Origin of the sequence: Chryseobacterium phosphatilyticum (assembly GCF_002899825.2) — a bacterium.
GTDB classification, from domain to species: Bacteria; Bacteroidota; Bacteroidia; order Flavobacteriales; family Weeksellaceae; genus Chryseobacterium; species Chryseobacterium phosphatilyticum.
Window position 1 is genome coordinate 1524304 of the sequence record NZ_PPED02000001.1, and the last position, 22792, is coordinate 1547095.

Genomic DNA, 22792 nt, shown 5'->3' on the forward strand with positions numbered 1-22792 from the left:
GTGAAATTGGTTTAAAAAATGAAGACAATTCCTACCTACGATTTAAAAGATACTTCCGGACATCGTTTTCACGTGAAAAGAATGGATCTGCGTACTCAAAATGCGGAAGAAATTCTCATAGATAAAGGTATACACCGTGACAGTCATTATATTTTCACCTGTATGGAAAGTGGCCATGTCAAAATGATGGTAGATTTCAACATTATTGAAGCACAGGATCATGCTATTTTTTGTGTTTTACCGGGTCAGGTACACCAGGGGCTTCTGATGAAGGAAGTAAACGGATGGTTTGTTGCGGTAAAAGCAGATCTGGTTCCGGATGCTGTACGTTCTGTTTTTGAAGAATCTCTCGAAAGGATACAACCTTTAACTATTGACAAAGGTTGGGTTGCAAAGATCAACTCTGCTGCGGCGATACTTCATGCTTCCTATACCGATGAGATGCTTACCTCTAAAGAAGGATTCTTGGTGGTACAATCACTACTTCACGCCTTTCTCGGAATGTTTGCGGTGATGTACTCCCGGGAAAATATTTCCCAAACTGCCGGAGACAATCGTTCTGTACAACTAACAAGAGCTTTCAGAATTAGGGTAAGGAAAAATTATAAAACCCTGAAAAGTCCATCAGAATATGCGGAGCAGCTTAATATTTCAAGAGGTTATCTTACAGAAGTTGTTCGCGAAGTAACCGGCAAGCCAGCACAGTATTGGATTCATCACGAAATTTTAATTGAAGCCAAACGTTTACTGGCATTTACACATCTGACGGTAAAAGAAATTGCTTACGAATTGGGGTATAGTGATCATACTTATTTTAGCCGTTTATTTGCAAAACTGGAAGATCAGTCGCCTTCAGAATTCAGGAATGAAAATCAAAACAGATAATGAAGCAGGAAGTTTGAGGCTGGGAGATAATAGCAATGATCCTGTACGTTTGTCTTTTTGAATAACTATTGAAATAGCAAACCGGGATTCGTTCTTTCAACTCAAAATGCTTCTCTTTAGATTTCCATCTCAACACTAATCCACGAAATATCCAATCAATTCCCTGAAACCGCTATGGCAATATTTTAATTTTGAAGCTTCCTTTGCAATAAAAATTATTTATGCCAAGCCTACCAAAATGGATCAATGACACTGTAGAAAATGTTTGGTCCTCAAAATTTAAAGAATGTACAGTTACTCATATAGAACACATTACACCGGATCTTCGTAAAATCCGTTTTGAAACGGATTTACAGGATGTTCAGTTTGAACCGGCTTATGCCATAGGGATAAGGATCAACGAGAGAGATTTTCGCAATTACTCACCTTTCAATTTTGACAAAGAAGCAGGAACTTTCGAAGTAGTCTTCCATGTACATGATGATACTGCTGTGGGAAGTCATTTTGTAACCCGATTATCAATGGGTGATTCTATCAAAATTTTAATGCCCAGAGGAAAACGTTTTTTTGAATCCGGTTCAAAAATTCATTTTTCCATAGGTGATGAGACCTCATTGGGAAGTTCTCTCTCTATCAAAGAAGCAGCGGAAGAATATAACGCTCTGTTTGTTTGCCTTCACGAACTGGAAGAGTGTTCGGCACTGGAAAAACTGAATTTATATGGTTATCACAGTCCTAAAAACAGTACAATGAAAATGATAGAAGCCCTTACGGACTTTCTGAGAGAAGAAAAAGAAACCATTTACCAGGATGATGTCGTTTTTTATCTCACAGGAAACGGAGAAAGGATGTCATTGATCAGGAAGTTCCTTAAAGCTAAAGGTGTTTCACCAAAATGTATCAGATCACAAGCGTACTGGATAGAGGGAAAGAAAGGGTTATAGAACCATGGGAAGTCGGAAGCGAGAAGCTGGAAGTTATATTTTTCCAATGAATAATAAAATAGTACTTCCAGCTCTGCCCCCTAAAATTGAAAGATATTACATTTTATTTTTGTTTTCGTCCCAATTCCTTCACTTTCTTCAACCACTGGAATCGCTGTTCATCTTTTGAGTTTCTGATGATTCCCACATAAGTTACTTTCACTGGCTTTACCCCACAATATTCCAGAGTTGATCTTTTAAGCTGATTCACACTGGGTCTTCCAAAAAAAAGACGATAATACCAACCGGGTTGATCTAAAGTGGTGATAATATGACCTGTTTTTCCTTTCAGAAGCTTATCCCACCATACAGAATTTTCTCTGTATTTATAAGCCATCCCGGGTAAAAAAAGCCGATCTATAAACCCTTTTGTAATAGCAGGCAAACCTCCCCACCAGACAGGATGTATCCAAACCAGATGATCTGCCCATTGTATGATTTCCCAGGCCTTAATCAGGTCAGGTTCCAGTTCCATTCTTTTTTGGTAGCCAAACTGCAGATTAGGATTAAAATTCAAATCCCGGATAATGATTTCTTTTATCTCTGCTCCTGATTTCTCAGCTCCGTCTTTGTAAGCAGCTGCCACTCCGAAGTTGAAAGAATCCTTATGCGGATGTCCGTTGATGATGGCTATTTTTTTCATTGTGTAATTTTTATATTGATGGTCTCATAAGAATTCAACTGGGTCAATAACGCCAGAGATTCGTGCAACTGGTGACTGAAGTACACTTTATTTCTATGAGGATTCCTGATGAGTTCTTCTGTATGCAATACGGCTGATAAGGCTGTTAACTCAGCTTGCCCTTTAGTACTCTGCAAACTCAGCTTTTTATAGCCTTCCTGATCTTTTACAACAATTTCAAAAACCGACTGATCTCCGTTTCCGCTAGAACCAAAAATCATTTTCCTTTCTTTTAAAGATAAAATATTAAAAATCCTCAGGTATTGAAAGCTACCAAGCAACCATGTTATAAATTTTGAATTATAAGTCATTTTTACACTCACATCCGGAACTCTTTCTACTTTGTTGAAAATGTAAAGATCCGGAACATCAAAGTTATAGGCACTTCTTTTTCCAATTCCAAAAGAAAAATCATAAGATTCGGTATCTAAAAAATGTCGGATAGAAACAGGTTGGTCATTTTGATAACGATGAAAGGGAACGGCTACATTTTCGGCCATAAAATGAGCTGAACTTTCTCCTGCCTTATCCTTTACTGAATAGTACACAAAAAGTTTTACCTCTTCCGCATCAGAATTATCTGAAATGGCATTGACCAGTCCGGGAACAATTCCTCCCATCCATCCTGAGCTGAATACAATCCTGCTGTTGATCTCATTGCGTTTTGTAATATCATAAGCTTTTACAAGATCAGGTGTCGGTTTCGTAATATCGAGGTAATCAATATGATGCTTTATCGCAAACTGAAGGATTTGATCTGATTTATCATTAACTGAAAGAATAAGCAGGTTAATTTTATGATCAGAAATTGTTGTGAAAGTACCGGGATCAGTAACATCAATTTTCAAATCTTTATTGGTTTTGCCGCCTTTCCGACCTCCAATAAAAATATTGAATTGAGGATTGCGTGATTGCAGAATACGCGCTATTGTTTTACCTACTAAACCGTTTCCTCCTATAATCAGAATATTTTGCTCCATATGTTTTTTTGACAAAATTATAGAGCTCCGGGTTCGATATGCAGGACAAATGTCTAAAAAGAAATTTCCTTTCTGATCCGGCTCAAATGCCTTTGGGTAATGCCAAGATAAGAAGCCAGATACTGAAGAGAAATATTTTGGATATAATCCGGATGATTTCTAAGAAGGGTTTCATATCGTTGAGCAGCAGTATCTCTTTGAAGCTGGAAAAATCTGTTTTCAAGCTCAAGATATTCCTGTTCGGCAATGATTTTTAAAAATTTGATCCAGTTAATATTTTCATGCACCAGGTCATCTACTGCTTCTTTTTTCAAAACCATCAGTTCTGCGTCGGTAATAGCCTGCATGCTTTCTTTGCTAAGACAATCGGAAATAAAGGAAGAATAGGCTGCCATCATCGTATTGGGAAACCTGAAACAATACGTCATATCTTTTCCGTCATCAGCCATATAGAAAGAACGGAAAATACCTGATTTTATAAATGCTACTTCCTTACACCTTTCTCCTTCCCGTACAAAATATTCATTTTTACCGACTTCCCTCACTTCAAAAAGTTGTAAAAATGCATGTATTTCATTTTCTGAAAATAAATTGAAACTTTGAAAATACTCCTTTGCCGTCATTTTAATGGGTAATGCTTCCTGATTGTTTTCTGCGAAAATAAATAAAAAACAGGACATTTTTAAGTTAGAGAATAAGAGAGAGTGTAAGAGTTGATAACATTCTAAAAATTATAATTTCCTTCTTTACCATCTCAGCATTCCTCAGTTTTTTCGTTTTCACAAAAAAAAGACCATCTCAGGACGAGATGATCTTACTACCGTTTTGAATTTACTAAGTTATATATGAAGATATGAATGATGTTTTTTGATGGGACAAAGATAGACCGCCTCTTTATTTTTCCTCTCAGGGGAATCCCTAAAACTTTATCCGTAAAAATACGGTTGTATGATAAAAAAAGCCCTGTAAGAAATACTCACAGGACTTTAACTTATCTAACAATTATTTTGTTTATCAACTAATTTTCAATGTTTTTCATTGAAATTATTCCGTTTTTATAATGGGCTTACCAATTCTAAGAACCATTCTTTCACTTCTCCTTCCAGATATGGACCTATTTTTTCTTCACACGTTTTGTGGTAAGCATTTAGCCACGCAATTTCTGATTCTGAAAGAATGTCTTTTACAACGGTATCTTTGAAGAACGGGCAGAATGTTAAAGTTTCGAATTCATAGAATGTTCCATGAATTGTTTTTTCTGCTTCTTTTACGGCAATCAGGTTTTCGTGACGAATTCCATATTGACCTTCAAGGTAATACCCCGGTTCATTGGAACAAACCATTCCCGGAAGAAGATCCTGAGCATTCAGGTCTTTTCTGATATTTTGTGGACCCTCGTGAACATTCATGAAACTTCCTACTCCATGTCCTGTTCCGTGGTTAAAGTCTTTCCCTTCCATCCACAGCGGAAGTCTTGCGATGGCATCAAGGTGTACTCCTTTGGTTCCTTTCGGGAACTTTACCATTGATAAACGGATCAGTCCCTGTAGTACTAATGTTGAGTTCCTTTTAAACTCATCAGAAGCTGTTCCTAAGGCAAAGGTTCTTGTAATATCGGTTGTTCCTTCAAGGTATTGACCTCCTGAATCTACCAAAATGGTTTCTGCATTAGTCACTTCTTTACTTCCCTCTTTCTTTGCAGAATAGTGCATAATGGCACCATTATCTTTATATCCCACAATAGAACCAAAGCTTTCTCCTACAAAGTTTTCTCCTTCAGCACGGAATCCTCTCAGTTTTTCACCGATAGAATATTCGTTCATTGCTTCTTTTCCTGCATTGTGAGTCAACCAGTATAAGAATTTCACCATGGCAACACCATCTCTCACCATTACTTTTCTGAAACCTTCCAACTCAGTTTCGTTTTTCTGAGCCTTCATAAGGTTGCCCGGAACCGGTGCTTTGATAAATTGATTATCTGCTTTTAGCGTTTCAAAAACCTGTTGGTTGGTATTTGGAGAAACCAAGACTTTTTCATTTCTGAACCCTTTCAGGTAGTTGTAGAATTCTTCGTAAGGCATCATTTTCACGAAGGCCTCATCCATTTGTTTTCTGGCTTCTACTTCCATTTTTTCAAGGCCTGTGAAGAGCACTGCATCATTTTTTGTGATGACAACATACCCTAGGAATACAGGATTACTCTGTACATCACTTCCTCTCAGGTTCACTGTCCATGCAACATCATCCAGACTGGAGATGATATGAACTGTAGCTTCCTGTTCTTCCATTTTCTGACGGATCGCAGAGATTTTATCAGCCACTGATTTACCGGCTCTTTCAACTGGCTGTACAAAGATCGGATTCGCAGACGGGGTTCCTCTTTCTGTCCAGACTTGCTTTAAAAGCGGAAGATCGACCAGTGTAATATTTTTTGAATTCAATTTTTGAGAAAGGAGTTCCCAGTTGGCATTTGATGCTGCTAAAGCATTCACTGCCACTTTACCTCCGTTTGGAATTTCTGAAATAATCCAGTCGATATAATTAGGGGTACCTTCTATCCCGTCTTTGAAAAGGTCGATTCCCGAACCATCCAATTCGATAGCTGCCTGGGTAAAGTATCTTCCGTCTGTCCAAAGACCGGCCTTATCTTTAGTAACTACCACAAATCCGGCAGAGCCTAAAAATCCTGACAACCAGGATCTCTCCTGCCATTCTTCAGGAAGATACTCACTCATATGCGGATCAGCAGAATATACTATAAATGCATCAACATTATTTTTCTGCATTTCTTCACGAAGCGCAGCAACTTTTTCCTTTGAAGTCATTCTTTTCTTTTTTAAACACCGAAAGTTACGAAAATTTTGAAGCTAAAAGGCTAAATAGACAGTCTAATTTCCTTGACAAACTGTTATTTTTTAGGTAATCATCAGTTACAATATGGATAATTGAATAGGTGACCTCATTTTATTAATTATTGCATCACGAAAGTTTTCTCAATACTTATTTTTTTAAGTTAAAAGCTTCATTCCTATAAATGAATACATACAATTTTAAAAATCAAAGACTTTGACATTGTATAACAAGCTAAAATTTAATTTTTAAAATAATATTTCGCGATGTTATCTGCTATCGAAGAGGTTTCAACTCCGGTAAGGTTGGTGAGTAGAATAACAGCCCAATGATCATCAGGATAAATATTAACCGAAGCATGTCACGCTTATCATTTTCCATAAGTTGCATAATGCTGACAGCAATAAATATTTTAGCAATGGAATTGATAGAAAATTTTGTAGTATGGCTGAGGTATCTAAAATTCAACATTGTTTACGGTTTGTGCAAAAAGAGGGTTTACTATCACAAATTATAAATCACATCATTCAAACTTCTAAAAGCATTAAAATATCAAACATATTTAATTAATAATCTCTTTTTCATGAAAAAAAAGCTACCACATTATTACTTTTATAATTTTTTGGAAAGATTATTGCTACATTCTACCTTATGAAACAGCAGAACTACAAAAATCACAGAAAATTTTATCCACCACATCATTTTATATACCTTCCTGTATTATTTGTATTGGAAATCTTTGGGCTCTATAAAATTGGGAATGATTCTCAGAATCAACTTATCTGGATTTTGTTTTCTATTGTGATCTTCCTGCTTTTTTATCTGGCATTCATGACAAGGCAGCATTATGCTTTGGGACTTCAAAACCGTATGGTTGTTCTTGAATTCCGGCAACGGTATTTTGAAATTTTTAACCTCAGGTCGGATGAAATGGTTGAAAAATTAAGATTTGACCAGATTGCAGCTTTACGTTTTGCCTATGACGATGAATTCAAAGAGCTTCTCTATAAGGCTCTTCACGAAAATATTTCCGGAGATGAGATCAAAAGATCCATCAAAAACTGGAGAGCTGACCAAAGCAGAATTTAATAAACACCAAAAAATTGAACTATGAAAAAATGGAGCTTTTACAGTATTACAATATTAAGTTTGTTGACACTAACAAGTTGTGAAGCAGTAGGAACAATCTTTAAGGCCGGAATGTGGTGGGGAATCATTTTAGTCTGTATAATAGTAGTCATTCTTTTCTTGATTTTTTCGAAGGGTAAAAACTCTTAACCATGTTTTATGGAGAAGAATACAGACTTAGAGATTATTTCTCATTTAAAGCCATCAAAGATTGTTCAAATCATGAAGAGCCCGGAAGCTTCTGCAAAGGCGGTACATCTCGTATATACCACCGATGCAGAAACCACCGGAATCACCCGTAAGAAAACCGGAAAAAAATATTCTTATTATAAGGATGGTAAAAAAATCAAAGACAAAGATGAAATCACCAGAATCAACAAACTGGTGCTTCCTCCGGCATGGGAAAATGTTTGGATTTGTGCGCTGGAAAATGGTCATCTTCAAGCCACAGGTTTTGATGTAAAGAAAAGAAAGCAATATCGCTATCATTCTCTGTGGAGTGCCTTGCGAAATCATACAAAATTTTACCGGATGCTTCAGTTTGGATACGCTCTGCCTGACATCCGGCTTCATATAGAACAGGATCTCGCTTTAAGGAATTTTGAAAAACGGAAAATACTGGCCCTGATCGTAAGTCTTATGCAAAGAACCAATATTCGCATAGGGAATAACGTGTATGAAAAGCTATATGGATCGTTTGGATTGACAACGCTTAAGGACAAACATGTGGAAATAAAAGGCCAAAAGATTACTTTTTCTTTTAAAGGTAAGAAAGGGGTAATGCATCATGTCGATCTCAGAAGCAAAAGACTCGCCAGATTGGTTCAGAAATGTAAGGATATTCCCGGAAAAGAACTGTTCCAATATCTTGATGATGAAGGAAACCGTCATTCTGTAGATTCCGGGATGGTGAATGAGTACATCAAAGAAATAAGCGGTGAAGATTTTACAGCTAAAGATTTCAGAACCTGGTCCGGAACGGTAAATGCATTGATTGCTTTTAAAGAAATCGGATATGCAGAAAACAACACTGAGTATAAAAAGAAAGTGAAGGAAGCCCTGGATATTGTTGCTGAGCACCTCGGAAATACCACCGCTGTATGCCGGAAATATTATGTTCATCCTTTAGTCATCAACCTTTACGAAAATAACACAATCAAAAAGTATCTTGACGAACTGGAAATCATTGAAGAAAATGATGGAAAAGCCGATCTTACAAAAGAAGAAAGACTTGTTCTTAAGATTTTGGAGAACGAGAAAATGTAAGTTTTGAAGTCGAAAGCCATGGGCTGGAAGTATTATCAGACACTATTGTTATGAATGTCGTTTTTAATTAATTCCTTAAAATCCTATTCACTTAAAAGGTTAAGCTTTAATGAATAGAGTAAAGTACTTCCATCTCCCAGCCTCCAGCTTCTAGCCTACCCATTAATCCTGTTCTGCAAAAACTGTGTTCTGTATTCTTTCGGAGTAATTCCTGCTATCTTTTTGAAAAGCTGAGTAAAATGTGAGGCGGTATGGAAATTAAGTTCATAAGCAATCTCTGCAATATCTTTACTGGAATGAAGAAGTGCTTTGCTGTAATTGATATCAATCTCGTTGATCCATTGTTTGGGAGACTTTTGCGTTACTCCTTTAACACATTTGTTTAAATAACTTTCGGTAACAGATAATTTATCAGCATAAAAAGCGACCCGCTTCTCGCCGACATGATACTTAAACAAAAGATCCCTGAACTGCAGAGACAGCTCCATGGGACGTGTAGCAGATTTATGATGGGTATCTGAATCTGTGCTCAGCATTTTGATTAAGATCAGGTGAAGCATTGTTACCACGACATCATTGATATTAAGATTACTCAGCCAGAGTTCCTGCTCCATGATCGGAAGAAGCTGGGTAATCGTTCCATAGGTGAGGCTATCCAGATTCAGGAAAGGCGTCATAAAGAAAATACTGCTTTTGTGCTTGGGCAGCTCCTGCTCAGACAATATATTATTTTCGTAAGCAAGGAAAAAACCTTCAATATCATCAGATAGCTCTACTGTAGCGGTTATCGTGCCTTGCTTGATAAAGATAACCCCTCCTTTTTCAGCGTGATATTCTTTATTTTCCAGATATTGTTTTATATGTCCGTTGGTCACGAAAATAATGAAATTAAAAGTCGTACGGTATGGAATCACCGGCATCAGAATTCCTTTGAGATAATTCTCGATCCGATAAAGCTGTATATCCGCATTATTGGCTAATGTTTTCTCCGTAATATTGGGGAGAAAAAGTTTTTTATATTGAAAATTGGATAATACTTCCATATCCGGTCTAATGATTATTTAAAGTTATATATAATTTATAAGGTAGAATCAAAGAATTTGAAAATTTGATAATGAGCTCATTTGAAAATTGATAGTATGTTCCTTTTATCTTTCTCCAAACAAGCTCTCGCTATTTCAATCAAATTTAGAACTTATAATACACTCCTACTCTTACTCCAAAAGGGCTTCCCGGAGTATATGTAAGATCTGTAATAGGTTCTGCTTCTCCTTTCAACTGAGTTTCTGTAGCAAACTGAGCTTCATTCCATTTTACATTAAAAAGATTATTCAACTGAATATTGGCTCCCCATTTCTGACGGTTATATGAAAGCATAAAATCGTTAACAAAATAAGCTTTTGTTTTGATACTATTATCCTCCACGGCAGGTCTTGACCCCAGATAACGATATTGAAGTCCCATCGAGAATCCATTAAGGAAATCCCAGTTTACGGAGCCTGTACTTGTTACCACAGGTGCGAGTGGAACATAATCATGTCCTTTTTCTTCCTCAACAAATCTGGCATGAGAATAGTTGATATCCGCGTTCAGATAAAAGTTTTCCAATGGTTGGAAACGAACTCCCAAATCTGCCCCGAAACGTCTTGATTTTCCTGACGGTTCAACTACTGCATCATCACCCACATATACAAACTCTTGCTGCAGATTCATAAACCAAACTGCCGGGGTAATAATCAATGATTTGAACGGGTGTAGCCTTACTCCGAAATCTGCACCGATAGAATACGGAAGAGTATTTTCATTTTTATTAGGAACCACAACTCTCAGATCATTGGAATGAAAACCCATTCCTGTTTTCAGGAACCACATCACATTATCACTTTGAGCATAGGAAAAGTTTAGTTTGGGGCTTAATCTCGTAGCCTCTTTTGATTGTCCGGAAGGTAGTTGTTCAGCATCCAGCAGATTATGCATATTGAAGATAAAATGATCAACTCTCAAGGCAGGGTTAATCGTCCATTTCCCTGTCTTCCATACTAACCCCGTATAGGCATGAAGATTGGTTTCAGTTCCTGTAACATCAGACATTCTGTCGAGTAGTAAATCTCTATGGTAAACATGGTTAAGCTGCAACGTATTAATATCGTCATTTCTCAATCCAATTCCTGAAGTCCAGTTGAATGAACTGTTGGCAAGAGAGAAGGTTTTGGTATATTTTACTTCTGCTCCGTAAATATTTCTTCCGTCGGTCTGCTGGATTTCGTCACCATGATCCTTATCTTTCAGATTAAAAGTAAAATCTGAATACAGGTTAAAGTTATATCTGGAGTAAAAAGCCATTGCATCGATCTGTTCAGAAGGCGAAATAATATGCTTGAAATTCATCTGAAGGTTTGTTCTGGAAGTTTTCCCTCCCTCTGTAGGATCTATACTTCCCCATCTGCCAATGATCCCTTCATCCACTGCACGCTCAGGAATTTGTCCCGAAGCATTCCATGAAGAATTGAATGTTGAGAACTGGATATTGAAATAGTCATTGTCCGTCAGCCATTGATTGTATTTTCCGAAAATATTGACTCTGTTGAAATTCTGTTTGACATCAAAAGGACCATCCGTGTAGTTATATTCTGCAGCGATATAGGCATTTTTTCTCCCCTGATCATCATGAAGAATATTAAACATCCCCAATACTCTTTTGGAATTGAACGAACCTCCCTCCAGTTTGATCATGCTGTTTTTTAATCCGTTGTAGGTCTGAAAATCAACATATCCTGCGGTATTAAAATCCCCCCGATCCATATAATAGGCTCCTTTTCCGAAGTCAATATTATTGACAGTTTCAGGGATCACAAAGTGAAGATCAGAATATCCCTGTCCATGGGCATGAGAAACAATATTCACAGGCATCCCATCGACATTTACACTTACATCAGTACCATGATCGGCATCAAATCCTCTTAAAAAAAGCTGTTCCGCCTTTCCACCACCTGCATGCTGTGCAATAAATAATCCCGGAACTTTTCTCAATAGATCCTGGGCTGAATTTACCGGAAATTTATTCAGATCAACTTTGGTAATGGCTGATAAAAACGAACTGTGATTGATTGCAACTTCAGAAATCTGAAAAGGTTTATGCTGTAAAAAAACAACTTTGTTTTTATCATTATCACCGGTAACGACCCATTTTACCTCATCATATCCCTGACGGGTGATCACCAATGTATCAGGAAGTAATTTTACAGGAATGACAAATGTACCATCGGTTCCCGTGTGCGTATGGCTGTTCCCGTGGTCATATTTTACTAATGCATCTGCAATGGGGAATTTGTCTTCTGCATCTTTAATTGACAATTGTCTTTCTGCTTCCTGCGCCATCATTTTTCCACTGAATGCCATGACAAGAAAAACAGCTGCTATTTTAGTTATTTTCATTTTTTGTTATGTTAAATTAGAAAGTAGGTAAGAGATAACAAATCTTCAAGGGTTGATGAAAGTAAAATTGCCTACTTTTTCATCCTTAAACTCTCTTATGCTCAAACACTACGCTTTTGGTTTAATAAATATTTTCTGAATAAAAAGGGTGATCCAGGTTCCTGCTACAAATGGAAAAGTAAATACTCCGCCAACCGCATCCAGACAGTGATTATCAATAAGAAGATCATCAATAACAATAGTTAAAAGAACAGCAATAAGCACCCATAGACCATCTGTTTTTTTAACCCCGGAAAATACAATCGCTGAAAGTACCGCATTGAATCCGAATAATCCCATATGGATTTCTTTTATAGGCTCGCCATTTAACTGTGATAGTCCCGCTCCCAAAATAGAAGCTGCTAATCCATACAAAGCAGCAATGGGTGAGCTGATAAAAACCGCCAGAAAGAAGATCATTCCTGAAAGTATACCGCCTTGAAAGATTACTTCCCCAAAACCTTTGGTACAGGTAAGAAAATCATCATATTTTGATGGGATTACCTCAGCACTCAACATCTCAGAGGGCGGAATATGGGTAAAATGATGTAAAGCAAATACCAGCACCCAGGTAATAATTATGAAAGGAAAGGTAAATACCGGAATCTTCTTTTGGATAAAGAAATGCTGAATAACAGATGCCAATGCACCCCCCAATATAATGAGTATCCAAATCAAGGCCGTTGTTTCAAATAAAAAGGCCAATGCGACTCCTACCAATGCTGCACTGAAACCGTACAATCCGGCATTGATTTCTGATTTGTCATATTTTAACTTCATCCCAGTAAAAGTTCCGGCTGCCGTTGAAAGTAATACGGCAACACCACACTGCCAGCTTCCCATGAAGATTCCTATAAGAAATAACAACCCGGTCCATCGGTTTTCCTGAAGCATGATTTGACCGATTCCTTTTAAAACGCTGTCTAAAAAAGGGAGCTTTTTGAAAAATTCGTCCATAGTTTTTTTAATTTATTAATAATGTAGAGTGATTTTAGAGGGTTGTTGCTTGTTTTTCGTTGCTGATTATTTTTTGTTGAGATACTAGATGCCAGTTTCGGGGTTCGAGGTACGAGGATTAGATTAAGATAAAAAGATACGAGATGGAAAAATTCATCATTCAGTTTCAATTTTTTCTTCAACTCTCCCACTCGAATACCGAACCCCGAACCCCGAACCTCGTTTACCATCCCAGAAAGACCATCCCGATTCCGCAAACTGTCACCACAGCACCGCTTACCACTCCCATATACCTTTCCAGTTTTTCAGTATTGAATAATGTTGAATAACCATAGCGCCCCAAAAGAACCATTCCAAGCATGGTCAATACGGTAGTGACAGTAAATGAAGTCACCAAAACTGCAATTTCAGACATTGAGTGTTTTACTCCGGAGTAAAATAATAGAGGAATCAATGGTTCACTAGGTCCCATGACGAAGATCATAAAAAGAACAAGCGGGGTCACTTTTATTCTTTTCTGAGGCATAACCACTTCACTGTGATTATGCTCGTAAACGTATACATCATCCCCCATCACATCGAAATGCTTATGCGGTTTATTTCTGATGGCCTGCATCAGACCATACACCAGATAGACACCTCCAAAGATCAACAATGCCCAACCCGAGAAATTCCCTCTGATATCCTGAAACCATGAAATTTTATTCAGCTGCCACCCCAGAAATACTCCGATAAAACCTAAGACCAGAGAGCTAAAAACGTGTCCAAAACCACAGATAATTGTTAAAACTGCTGTTTTCATACCACTCCATTTCTTGGATTTCGAAATTACAATGAATGGAAGGTAATGATCAGGCCCGGAGGCTGTATGTATAAAACTTATTGAAACGGCACTTAAGAGAAGTGCCCAAACTGTACTGTCCATTTTCTATTAATTCTGTTGTTTCAGATTCTTTATTACGTTTTGGCTAAGCCAGAGGGAGATTTTTTATTTACTCGGGCTAAAGCCTGATTTTATTGAATAGATGCTCCGTTGATTTTGGAAATTATGCTGATGCCAGCCTTGACAAGGCTCTCGCTATAACTTCTCTTTTTACTCCAATGACCAAAGGATTTCCTGAACATACAGGAAAAAATTATACATCATTTCTCCACCATGCCCCAAAGCTCTCACTACAAATCCGGTGTCTTCCATAGCAGAAACTCCTACTTCCATTTCTTCATATTGAGCTGCTGCGTCAACAATCTCTTCGATCAATCTGTGTTTGTCTACATTTTCCTTTGTGCTGTAGAAGATCAAAGTTCCCTGGTGGGTATATTGCTCAAGATTTCCAATACTACTGATCGGGATCATATCAGGCTGAATAACTACATTATCTTTCACCACCAACTTATTTTTGTGGTAGATTTCCATAAGATTCTGAAAACGTTTTAATTTAAAAACCTCTCCATAGTGCTTTCTTCCACAGGTAATAATCTCACTAATGATAATCTGGCTGTTTTTCCCAATATGAATATTGGATTTACTCTTAAAATTGGAATCTTCATGAGGAACGATGGGATGCGGAACGTAAGCAAAAGAGGTTTCATCATCCATCCTTACATTCAACTCCTGAAGTGCTTTACCTTTCATGTTAAACAACCTTTGATACGACTGTGACTGCAACTGAAGCGATGCTCCTTTTTCGACCACCACATCCAGATGATAATGGTCTCCATCCAGAATTCCCGGAGAGGAGCTCATCACCATTTGATAGAGCTTTTTGTCAGTTTTTCTTTGCCCCACAGAAACAACCCTGAAAGGAAGTGAGACATAAAGATCTTTCACATATGACTCCCCTCCCTTGAATCCTGCAATAATATTTAAGCGACTATCCATCTATCTTACCAGGTTCGGTTCTTCAATTTCTTCAAGAAGTGCATATTTTTTAATCCACCCGATTACCTTATCCAGTCCTTCATCCGTTTTAAGGTTTGTGAAAACGAAAGGACTTCCTTTTCTCATTCTTCTGGCGTCATTTTCCATGACTTCAAGGCTTGCTCCTACATGCGGGGCAAGGTCAATTTTATTGATGATCAACAAGTCTGATCTTGTAATACCGGGCCCTCCTTTTCTAGGAATTTTTTCTCCTTCCGCAACGTCAATAATGAAAATAGTAACATCCGCAAGGTCCGGACTAAAAGTCGCTGAAAGGTTGTCACCTCCACTTTCAATAAGAACCAATTCAATATCAGGAAAACGTGCTGCCAGCTCATCGACCGCCTCCAGATTCATACTTGCGTCTTCACGAATAGCCGTGTGAGGACATCCTCCAGTTTCTACCCCAATAATTCTATCATGGGGAAGAAGACTGTTTTTAGCCATAAATTCAGCATCTTCTTTGGTATAGATATCATTGGTGATTACTCCAAGGTCATAAGTCCCGAATAATTTTCTGCTTAAACGTTCCAGTAATGCAGTTTTTCCTGACCCTACCGGTCCTGCCACTCCTACTTTTATATATTTTCGATTTTCCATTTTTTTTAAATTTTACTTTGTTTGTTTTTTTAACGCCAGGTGCGTTAAGATTTTTGATGATTGCGAATATTTGAGATCGCAAGGGCGTTACACTCAGCAAAGGATATTTGCCTTCTTTACGCTTTTGTATCTTTTTTTAAGACATATAAAGTCTGGAATACAGTCTTTCGTGCTGCATACACCTGATATCAAAAGCTGTATTGCAAAGTCCTACCATATCTCTGTCCAGCTCCATTGTTTCCCAGACTGTTTTTTCCATTACCGGATACAAAGAGAATAAAATATCTTGTCCGTCCAGTTGTCCCAGTGGTACAAGTTTCACAGCATTGGTGATCATTCCGGCAACTGAGGTATAATAGAATCCCAAAAGAGCTTCGTACAAAGGAATTTTCATTAAGTAAGCATAGACTCCAAATACAATACAATAATGGGAGTTGGCTTCTTTATTCTGAATAGCCTTTTCAAAAGCCTCCATAAACGGAAAACTTTCTCTTCTTTTGAATATTTTAATCAACCTTAATCCTAATTTCTGACTGGCCTGGCGGATTTCTTTCGGACATTTAATCGCGTTACATTCATTATCCAGATTAATTAAAGCCTGTAAATCTTCTTTTTCGGCTGCTCTGTACGCCAGTTTTACAAAAGCTCCGTCATTGAACTTAAGATTGTATTGCAGCATGTTCTGCACAAATTCTTTCGCGGTTTCGACATTGTGAACGATTCTTTCCTGTACATACGTTTCAAGTCCGTTGGAATGGGTATAGCCTCCGATGGGAAGTGTAGGATCTGCAAGATGAAGCAGACCTGATAAAAAATTGATATTCATATTATTCATCTTTTGGAGCGGCCATTTTTAAGATTTTTGTGAAAATTGTAGATCCCAGACTTCCATGACCATGAGGCTCCACATTCGATTTAAGAAGGTTGAGCAGTTTGACGGATTGTTTTTCAGGTTTGAAACCACTGGCTTCCAGCCATCTGAACATGGGCATTTCGAAAGGAAGTAGTACTTTATCCTCCTGAATAAAAAGCGGAATATGTTTATTTCCGATTTCGTAACATACTGTTCCCATTTCAAGCAGAGAACCCGGTACCATTACAATAGCCTCTGTTTCCAAAACATTGATGGCTATTACTTTTTCTGCATCCTCAAAAAGAATATCTCCTTCACGCAAACGTTGTCCTTCTTTTAAAAATTTGATGGCAACATCTGCTCCGCTTCTGGTTCTTTTTCGTTGGATTCTTTTTGTCGTTTCAAACCATTCCAGATCAAGATAATCTATGATTTTCGACGTAGGATTTATGGTGAGATTGCCTATGGTTTGATTAATAATCATTTTTAGCTGATTTTTTTCTGAAGTCTAAGTTTTTAGAAATGCCCACTCCAAATGTTGAACCACTGAGTCCGGCTACATAACTTTTGGTCCAGCCTTCCCCCTTCGTTTTAGTCTGAAGCATTGAAAGTTCCGCAAATTTGAATTTCAAAGCCCAACCTCCACCAAGTAAAATTCCTATTAAAGGATAAGCCCGGAGGCGGAATCCGTTAAAATTCTGCATTGCATCAGCTGTTGTAGACTGCTGCTGCCCCCAAACATAGTGAGCATCCACCTGTCCGATTAATACGAAGTATTTTCCAAGCATCACTGATGGGCTGTACCATATTCCTGCTTCGTTTTGTTTATATACCACATGGTGGTCTATGGTATTTTGTGAGTAGGCATAATTGACCCCCGATAAGATCATTATTGTTGATGAAGTATCCTACTCCCAGTGGCGCGCTTGAAACGGTGCTGCTACTGCTTGACGGGGTAGTGATTTTAGAATAATCCAAAGAACCGTATACCATAAACTGTCCTTTTGGTCCGTCTTCATCGCTTTTAAGCCTGTGTCCTCCTAAAAATTGAGCACTTACATTACAGGACAGTAATGACATTCCGGCTACAGCAAGAGAAAAAACTGTTTTATTTAAATATTTCATTCTGAACGTAGTTCTATAATTGGTTTTAAATTCTATAGGATCAATCTTTTTTGTTGTTGAATAAACCTAACAGGTTTTTGAAACCTGTTAGGTTTTACGGATAAGATTTATTTTAGAACAAGTAATACAACTGTGTTAAAGGAAGTGTTTCTGCCGGTTCGCAAGTGATGTATTCACCATCTACCGTTACTTTATAATTTTCAGGATTCACTTCAATTAAAGGAGTCTTATCATTATGAATAAGATCTTTTTTACCAATATTTCTACAATTTTTCACCGGAAGGATCATTTTTTCCAAACCATAAGAAGCGATCGTTCCGTTATCAATAGAGATCTGAGAAACAAAGTTGGCACAGATACCATACCTGGCTTTTCCGTGGGCTCCAAACATATTTCTGTAGATAATCGGTTGTGGCGTTGGAATAGAAGCGTTCGGATCTCCCATTTTAGCAGCGATTACAAATCCTCCTTTGACGATCATTTCAGGTTTTACCCCGAATAAAGCAGGTTTCCAGATTACCAAATCCGCTAATTTCCCTTCTTCAACAGATCCTACATATTCTGAAATACCATGTGCAATGGCAGGGTTGATCGTATATTTTGCTACATATCTTTTGGCACGGTAATTATCGTTCCCGCTGTCTTTATCTTCAGTCAAATCACCTCTCTGCTCTTTCATTTTGCTTGCTGTCTGCCAGGTTCTTGTGATCACTTCACCCGGCCTTCCCATTGCCTGAGAATCAGAACTCATGATACTGAAAACTCCCATATCGTGAAGAATATCTTCTGCTGCAATCGTTTCAGGACGAATACGTGAATCTGCAAATGCTACATCTTCAGGAATATTTTTGCTTAAGTGATGACAGACCATCAGCATATCTAAGTGCTCGTCGATTGTATTGACTGTATAAGGACGGGTAGGATTTGTAGAAGCCGGTAATACGTTTGGATACATCGCTGCTTTGATGATATCCGGTGCGTGGCCTCCTCCTGCTCCTTCCGTGTGGAAAGTGTGGATTACTCTTCCATTGATCGCTCTCATGGTATCTTCAAGAAATCCTCCTTCATTCAATGTATCAGTATGGATGGCTACCTGAACGTCATATTTATCGGCTACTTTCAGTGCAGCATCAATGGTTGCAGGAGTTGCTCCCCAGTCTTCATGGATTTTTACTCCTAAAGCTCCGGCTTCCACCTGTTCTTCAATAGGTTCTTCTGCTGAACAGTTTCCTTTTCCGAAGAAACCAAGGTTCATAGGATATTCTTCTGCAGCTTCAAGCATTTTCTGCATATTAAATTTACCAGGAGTCACCGTTGTCGCATTTGTTCCGTCATTTGGACCTGTTCCACCACCAATCATTGTCGTAATACCACTGTATAGAGAAGTTTCGATTTGTTGGGGACAGATATAGTGGATGTGTGTATCAATTCCTCCGGCAGTTACGATATATCCTTTCCCACCATGTACTTCTGTGGAAGCACCAATGATCATATTAGGAGTAACACCGTCCATGGTATCAGGGTTACCTGCTTTTCCTATTCCTACAATCTTACCGTCTTTGATCCCGATATCTCCTTTTACAATTCCCCAGTGATCAATAATCACAGCACCTGTAATACAAAGATCAAGAACGCCTTCATCTCTTTTAGCAGTCACATTCTGTCCCATACCATCACGTACGGTTTTTCCTCCTCCGAAAACAGCTTCATCTCCGTAATGAGTGAAATCTTTTTCAATTTCAATAATAATTTCAGTATCACCCAGTCTGATTTTATCTCCGGCTGTAGGACCTAATATATTGGCGTATTGTTTTCTATCTACGTGTAGGCTCATCTTACTGATTTTTAAAGTTTAACTCCTGAACTTTTGCAAGGCTTATTTTTTTCTGATCTTCAGAATCTATCTGTCCGTCAACCAGATTATTGAAGCCCATTGCTTTTTTGGTTCCTCCTATTTCTACCAATTCCACTTCTTTTTCTTCTCCCGGTTCGAAACGTACTGCAGTACTTGCTACAATGTTCAGTCTCTTTCCGAAAGCTGTTTCACGATCAAAACTCATCGCTTTGTTGACCTCGAAAAAGTGAAAGTGAGAACCTACCTGAATAGGACGGTCTCCTGTGTTGGTTACTTTGATTTTGACCGTTTCTCTGCCCTCATTGCAGATAATAATGCCTTCTTTTACAAAAATTTCTCCTGGTATCATAATCAATAAGGATTAACGGATTGGGTTGTGTACGGTTACCAGCTTTGTTCCATCAGGAAATGTAGCTTCAATCTGAACATCGTGGATCATTTCTGACACACCGGGCATTACATCATCCTTTGTCAAAAGATTTGCTCCTTCCTGCATCAGTTCAGCTACTTTTTTTCCATCTCTTGCGCCTTCAAGCAAAAAATGACTAATTAATGCGATAGATTCCGGATAGTTTAATTTAAGGCCTCTGGCCTTTCTTTTGAGAGCGAGTTCGCCTGCCAGAAATAGCATGAGCTTCTCTGTTTCTCTTGGGGTTAAGTGCATAATATTATTGTTTAAAATTGGACAAACACGATCCTGTTCACCTTTCTGAAAAGGCAAATAGAAATGTTTTAAAAGTGTAAAAAGGGAATGACTCCTATAGATTTATATTTACATCATACAAATCACGAGAGAGCACTAAAGTTTTAAAATAGATTAGCAGCCCGCTATCTGCAGAGAATGATACAGAATGTATCTTGGTGCCGTAATATAAATACGGTTTTGAACGGCCGCAACCGGAGTATTAAAAGTATACTTTGCAAAGAAATAGTGTAACCATTGCTGTGAAAGTATGGAATAATCATATTTCACTTTCTCCCAGTCATCAGAGTCCTGAACATCCTGAGTATCCGAAAAACTATAGATTTCAGGCTGGCTTTGTTCATCCGATTTTTGTTGAAGAAGATGTATTTTTGATAAAAGATCAGAATAGGGTTGAGTTTTTGCCTTATATGTAAAATGACCTACACATAAAGTTAAAAAAAACAATACAAAAGAGAAAAATATAACTCTTTTTTTCATACCCTGTAAATAATGGTGTAAAAGTATAACAATATGTATGGATGGGCTATCAAAAAAAATATTTAAAATGTTCAAAATCGCAACAAACGCAATTTTACATATTTTTAACATTTCGCTACAAATCCTTTATTTACAATACCTAATCACGGCTTATGTACTATGACAAATATTTTATAGTTTTAATTCTTATAATTATGAGAATACAAAGTTTATTTCACTATACTTGAACAAATTCAAAAAATAGATCTGTTTTCTTTACTTTTTCTTATAAAAAAAACAATTCACACGATCTATTATTCAATATTTACGTTTATTTGACAAAAAACTATAGTATTTTTTCTTTCCTTATAATTATCGTAAATTTGTATACAACATACTTTTAATAAAAAAAATAATACAACGTAATATGTCAAAAGCAATTTCGCAAGTACCATTAGCGGTAAATGAACCGGTAAATTCATACGAACCGGGATCTCCGGAAGTTAAAAGTCTTATCGATACCTACAAGAAAATGTGGGCTGAAAAGGTAGAAATTCCAATGATCATCAACGGAAAGGAAGTAAAAACTGACAATAAAGTACAACTTCAATCTCCTCAGGATCATACTCACGACTTCGGATTTTATTACCAAGGTGGTATGCAGCATGTGGATGACGCTATCAATGCGGCATTAGCGGCTAAAGAAGCATGGAATGAACTAGGTTGGGAACAACGTGCGGCTATTTTCTTAAAGGCAGCTGACCTTTTGGCTGGTCCTTACAGAGATGTAATCAATGCAGCTACAATGATCGGACAGTCTAAAAACGTACACCAGGCTGAAATTGATTCTGCTTGTGAGTTCATCGACTTCTTAAGATTCAACGTAGAGTTCATGACAGAAATGTATGCTGAACAGCCGGTTTCTGACAACGGAATCTGGAACCGTGTTGAATACAGACCTTTAGAAGGATTCTGTTTTGCAGTAACTCCATTCAACTTTACAGCTATTTCAGGAAATCTTCCTACGTGTATGGCTATGTTAGGAAACGTAGTGGTTTGGAAACCTTCTGACAAGCAGGTTTATTCTGCAAAAGTAATCATGGATGTATTGATTGAAGCGGGTCTTCCTGCAGGGGTTATCAACATGATCTTTACAGATGGTAAAGAAACTGCTGAGAAAGTACTTGCACACAGAGATTTTGCAGGACTTCACTTCACAGGTTCTACCAAAGTATTCCAGGGAATGTGGAAAATGATCGGTGATAATATCCACAACTACAGAACTTACCCAAGAATCGTTGGAGAAACAGGTGGTAAAGATTTCGTAATTGCTCACCCTTCTGCTAATGTAGAGGCTGTAGCGACAGCTTTAGTAAGAGGAGCTTTCGAATACCAGGGACAGAAATGTTCTGCGGCTTCAAGAGCTTACGTACCTAAGTCTCTTTGGGCTGACGTGAAAAAAGTAATGGAAGCTCAAATGAGCACTATTAAAATTGGTTCTCCGGAAGATACATCTAACTTTGTCAACGCAGTAATTGATAAAAATTCTTTCGAAAAATGTAAAGGATACATCGACAGAGCTAATGCTTCAGGTGAAGCTACGGTAGCAATCGGTGGTAAATATGATGATGCTAAAGGATGGTTTGTACACCCAACAGTAATCGAAACGACAAACCCTCAGTACGAAAGTATGGTAGAAGAGATCTTCGGCCCAATCTTATCTGTATTTGTTTATGAAGATCAGGACTGGAAAGAAACTCTGAAATTAGTTGATTCTTCTTCTCCATATTCATTAACAGGTTCTGTATTTTCTCAGGATCGTTATGCAATTGCTGAAGCCTACAAAGCTTTGGAAAATGCATCAGGAAATTTCTACATCAATGACAAGCCAACAGGTGCTGTCGTAGGACAACAGCCTTTCGGTGGTGGTAGAGCTTCAGGAACTAATGACAAAGCAGGTTCAAAAATGAATCTTCTTAGATGGACATCTGTAAGAAGCGTAAAAGAAACTTTTGTTTCTCCAAAAAACTATAAATATCCATACCTAGGGTAATAATAAGCATGAGCAGTAGGT

The 22792-nt window shown here is 37.8% G+C and carries 23 protein-coding genes; 5 read left to right on the forward strand and 18 right to left on the reverse strand.

Annotated features, from left to right (window positions below; genetic code table 11):
• Window positions 1-18 precede the first annotated feature (18 nt).
• Entirely contained in the window at window positions 19-885 is an 867-nt protein-coding gene (locus C1631_RS06995) for a helix-turn-helix domain-containing protein (RefSeq protein WP_103249029.1), read from the forward strand.
• Between the two features lie 221 nt (window positions 886-1106).
• Window positions 1107-1829, forward strand: coding sequence for a siderophore-interacting protein (locus C1631_RS07000; protein WP_103249028.1), 723 nt, complete (start codon window positions 1107-1109; stop codon window positions 1827-1829).
• Window positions 1830-1932: 103 nt separating this feature from the next.
• Here C1631_RS07000 and C1631_RS07005 read toward each other — a convergent pair whose 3' ends face one another.
• From C1631_RS07005 to C1631_RS07020, 4 genes are all read right to left on the reverse strand, one after another.
• Window positions 1933-2511 carry an NAD(P)H-dependent oxidoreductase gene (locus C1631_RS07005; RefSeq protein WP_109711334.1) on the reverse strand — a complete coding sequence of 193 codons (579 nt, stop codon included), beginning with the start codon at window positions 2509-2511 and terminating at the stop codon, window positions 1933-1935.
• Entirely contained in the window at window positions 2508-3530 is a 1023-nt protein-coding gene (locus C1631_RS07010) for a saccharopine dehydrogenase family protein (RefSeq protein ID WP_109711336.1), read from the reverse strand. The genes C1631_RS07005 and C1631_RS07010 overlap by 4 nt, the downstream gene beginning before the upstream one ends.
• Before the next feature lie 53 nt (window positions 3531-3583).
• Window positions 3584-4153, reverse strand: coding sequence for a Crp/Fnr family transcriptional regulator (locus tag C1631_RS07015; RefSeq protein WP_103248534.1), 570 nt, complete (start codon window positions 4151-4153; stop codon window positions 3584-3586).
• Between the two features lie 432 nt (window positions 4154-4585).
• Window positions 4586-6355 carry an aminopeptidase P family protein gene (locus C1631_RS07020; RefSeq protein WP_103248530.1) on the reverse strand — a complete coding sequence of 590 codons (1770 nt, stop codon included), beginning with the start codon at window positions 6353-6355 and terminating at the stop codon, window positions 4586-4588.
• 676 nt (window positions 6356-7031) lie between these two features.
• Between C1631_RS07020 and C1631_RS07025 the strand changes: the two genes are divergently transcribed.
• Complete coding sequence (locus tag C1631_RS07025) at window positions 7032-7469, forward strand: DUF6526 family protein (RefSeq protein WP_109711338.1); 438 nt, start codon at window positions 7032-7034, stop codon at window positions 7467-7469.
• A 198-nt stretch (window positions 7470-7667) separates the two neighbouring features.
• On the forward strand, window positions 7668-8774 hold the full coding sequence (locus C1631_RS07035; protein ID WP_103248533.1) for a DNA topoisomerase IB: 1107 nt from the start codon (window positions 7668-7670) through the stop codon (window positions 8772-8774).
• A gap of 155 nt (window positions 8775-8929) precedes the next feature.
• On the opposite strand, the gene C1631_RS07040 is transcribed toward C1631_RS07035, so the two are convergent.
• From C1631_RS07040 to C1631_RS07105, 14 genes are all read right to left on the reverse strand, one after another.
• Window positions 8930-9817 (reverse strand): helix-turn-helix domain-containing protein, encoded by an 888-nt coding sequence (locus tag C1631_RS07040; protein WP_109711340.1) that lies wholly within the window; start codon window positions 9815-9817, stop codon window positions 8930-8932.
• A gap of 145 nt (window positions 9818-9962) precedes the next feature.
• Window positions 9963-12209 (reverse strand): TonB-dependent receptor, encoded by a 2247-nt coding sequence (locus C1631_RS07045; protein ID WP_109711342.1) that lies wholly within the window; start codon window positions 12207-12209, stop codon window positions 9963-9965.
• A 108-nt stretch (window positions 12210-12317) separates the two neighbouring features.
• Window positions 12318-13205: an urea transporter gene (locus tag C1631_RS07050; RefSeq protein ID WP_109711344.1), complete on the reverse strand. Its 888-nt coding sequence runs from the start codon at window positions 13203-13205 to the stop codon at window positions 12318-12320.
• Between the two features lie 223 nt (window positions 13206-13428).
• Window positions 13429-14130, reverse strand: a complete 702-nt coding sequence (locus C1631_RS07060; protein ID WP_109711348.1) for a hypothetical protein — start codon at window positions 14128-14130, stop codon at window positions 13429-13431.
• Between the two features lie 168 nt (window positions 14131-14298).
• Window positions 14299-15084 (reverse strand): urease accessory protein UreD, encoded by a 786-nt coding sequence (locus C1631_RS07065; RefSeq protein ID WP_103249053.1) that lies wholly within the window; start codon window positions 15082-15084, stop codon window positions 14299-14301.
• Window positions 15085-15723, reverse strand: a complete 639-nt coding sequence (gene ureG / locus C1631_RS07070) for an urease accessory protein UreG (protein ID WP_109711350.1) — start codon at window positions 15721-15723, stop codon at window positions 15085-15087.
• Window positions 15724-15859: 136 nt separating this feature from the next.
• Window positions 15860-16549, reverse strand: coding sequence for an urease accessory protein UreF (locus C1631_RS07075; RefSeq protein ID WP_109711497.1), 690 nt, complete (start codon window positions 16547-16549; stop codon window positions 15860-15862).
• Between the two features lies 1 nt (window position 16550).
• Window positions 16551-17060 (reverse strand): urease accessory protein UreE, encoded by a 510-nt coding sequence (ureE, locus tag C1631_RS07080; RefSeq protein WP_109711352.1) that lies wholly within the window; start codon window positions 17058-17060, stop codon window positions 16551-16553.
• Window positions 17050-17412 carry a hypothetical protein gene (locus C1631_RS24340; RefSeq protein WP_228441076.1) on the reverse strand — a complete coding sequence of 121 codons (363 nt, stop codon included), beginning with the start codon at window positions 17410-17412 and terminating at the stop codon, window positions 17050-17052. The genes ureE and C1631_RS24340 overlap by 11 nt, the downstream gene beginning before the upstream one ends.
• Window positions 17402-17701, reverse strand: a complete 300-nt coding sequence (locus C1631_RS24345) for a hypothetical protein (protein WP_228441078.1) — start codon at window positions 17699-17701, stop codon at window positions 17402-17404. The genes C1631_RS24340 and C1631_RS24345 overlap by 11 nt, the downstream gene beginning before the upstream one ends.
• A 112-nt stretch (window positions 17702-17813) precedes the next feature.
• Entirely contained in the window at window positions 17814-19535 is a 1722-nt protein-coding gene (ureC, locus tag C1631_RS07090; protein WP_109711354.1) for an urease subunit alpha, read from the reverse strand.
• A gap of 1 nt (window position 19536) precedes the next feature.
• Window positions 19537-19905 (reverse strand): urease subunit beta, encoded by a 369-nt coding sequence (gene ureB, locus C1631_RS07095; protein ID WP_103249067.1) that lies wholly within the window; start codon window positions 19903-19905, stop codon window positions 19537-19539.
• Between the two features lie 12 nt (window positions 19906-19917).
• Window positions 19918-20220 (reverse strand): urease subunit gamma, encoded by a 303-nt coding sequence (gene ureA / locus C1631_RS07100; RefSeq protein WP_047387758.1) that lies wholly within the window; start codon window positions 20218-20220, stop codon window positions 19918-19920.
• 153 nt (window positions 20221-20373) lie between these two features.
• Window positions 20374-20739, reverse strand: a complete 366-nt coding sequence (locus C1631_RS07105) for a hypothetical protein (RefSeq protein WP_103249068.1) — start codon at window positions 20737-20739, stop codon at window positions 20374-20376.
• A gap of 406 nt (window positions 20740-21145) precedes the next feature.
• On the opposite strand from C1631_RS07105, the gene pruA reads away from it, so the two are divergent.
• Window positions 21146-22771, forward strand: coding sequence for an L-glutamate gamma-semialdehyde dehydrogenase (gene pruA, locus C1631_RS07110; protein WP_109711357.1), 1626 nt, complete (start codon window positions 21146-21148; stop codon window positions 22769-22771).
• The last annotated feature ends 21 nt before the right edge of the window (window positions 22772-22792 follow it).

What these genes read in the sequence shown, in the direction of transcription:
- ureC (WP_109711354.1), bottom strand. Translation starts at nt 19,535, where the DNA reads ATGAGCCTACACGTAGATAGAAAACAATACGCCAATATATTAGGTCCT.
- ureA (WP_047387758.1), bottom strand. Translation starts at nt 20,220, where the DNA reads ATGCACTTAACCCCAAGAGAAACAGAGAAGCTCATGCTATTTCTGGCA.
- C1631_RS07025 (WP_109711338.1), top strand. Translation starts at nt 7,032, where the DNA reads ATGAAACAGCAGAACTACAAAAATCACAGAAAATTTTATCCACCACAT.
- C1631_RS06995 (WP_103249029.1), top strand. Translation starts at nt 19, where the DNA reads ATGAAGACAATTCCTACCTACGATTTAAAAGATACTTCCGGACATCGT.
- pruA (WP_109711357.1), top strand. Translation starts at nt 21,146, where the DNA reads ATGTCAAAAGCAATTTCGCAAGTACCATTAGCGGTAAATGAACCGGTA.
- C1631_RS07075 (WP_109711497.1), bottom strand. Translation starts at nt 16,549, where the DNA reads ATGAATATCAATTTTTTATCAGGTCTGCTTCATCTTGCAGATCCTACA.
- C1631_RS07040 (WP_109711340.1), bottom strand. Translation starts at nt 9,817, where the DNA reads ATGGAAGTATTATCCAATTTTCAATATAAAAAACTTTTTCTCCCCAAT.
- C1631_RS07065 (WP_103249053.1), bottom strand. Translation starts at nt 15,084, where the DNA reads ATGGATAGTCGCTTAAATATTATTGCAGGATTCAAGGGAGGGGAGTCA.
- C1631_RS24345 (WP_228441078.1), bottom strand. Translation starts at nt 17,701, where the DNA reads ATGAAATATTTAAATAAAACAGTTTTTTCTCTTGCTGTAGCCGGAATG.
- ureG (WP_109711350.1), bottom strand. Translation starts at nt 15,723, where the DNA reads ATGGAAAATCGAAAATATATAAAAGTAGGAGTGGCAGGACCGGTAGGG.
- C1631_RS07000 (WP_103249028.1), top strand. Translation starts at nt 1,107, where the DNA reads ATGCCAAGCCTACCAAAATGGATCAATGACACTGTAGAAAATGTTTGG.
- C1631_RS07045 (WP_109711342.1), bottom strand. Translation starts at nt 12,209, where the DNA reads ATGAAAATAACTAAAATAGCAGCTGTTTTTCTTGTCATGGCATTCAGT.
- C1631_RS07050 (WP_109711344.1), bottom strand. Translation starts at nt 13,205, where the DNA reads ATGGACGAATTTTTCAAAAAGCTCCCTTTTTTAGACAGCGTTTTAAAA.
- C1631_RS07105 (WP_103249068.1), bottom strand. Translation starts at nt 20,739, where the DNA reads ATGAAAAAAAGAGTTATATTTTTCTCTTTTGTATTGTTTTTTTTAACT.
- C1631_RS07005 (WP_109711334.1), bottom strand. Translation starts at nt 2,511, where the DNA reads ATGAAAAAAATAGCCATCATCAACGGACATCCGCATAAGGATTCTTTC.
- ureB (WP_103249067.1), bottom strand. Translation starts at nt 19,905, where the DNA reads ATGATACCAGGAGAAATTTTTGTAAAAGAAGGCATTATTATCTGCAAT.
- ureE (WP_109711352.1), bottom strand. Translation starts at nt 17,060, where the DNA reads ATGATTATTAATCAAACCATAGGCAATCTCACCATAAATCCTACGTCG.
- C1631_RS07020 (WP_103248530.1), bottom strand. Translation starts at nt 6,355, where the DNA reads ATGACTTCAAAGGAAAAAGTTGCTGCGCTTCGTGAAGAAATGCAGAAA.
- C1631_RS07010 (WP_109711336.1), bottom strand. Translation starts at nt 3,530, where the DNA reads ATGGAGCAAAATATTCTGATTATAGGAGGAAACGGTTTAGTAGGTAAA.
- C1631_RS07035 (WP_103248533.1), top strand. Translation starts at nt 7,668, where the DNA reads ATGGAGAAGAATACAGACTTAGAGATTATTTCTCATTTAAAGCCATCA.
- C1631_RS07015 (WP_103248534.1), bottom strand. Translation starts at nt 4,153, where the DNA reads ATGACGGCAAAGGAGTATTTTCAAAGTTTCAATTTATTTTCAGAAAAT.
- C1631_RS07060 (WP_109711348.1), bottom strand. Translation starts at nt 14,130, where the DNA reads ATGGACAGTACAGTTTGGGCACTTCTCTTAAGTGCCGTTTCAATAAGT.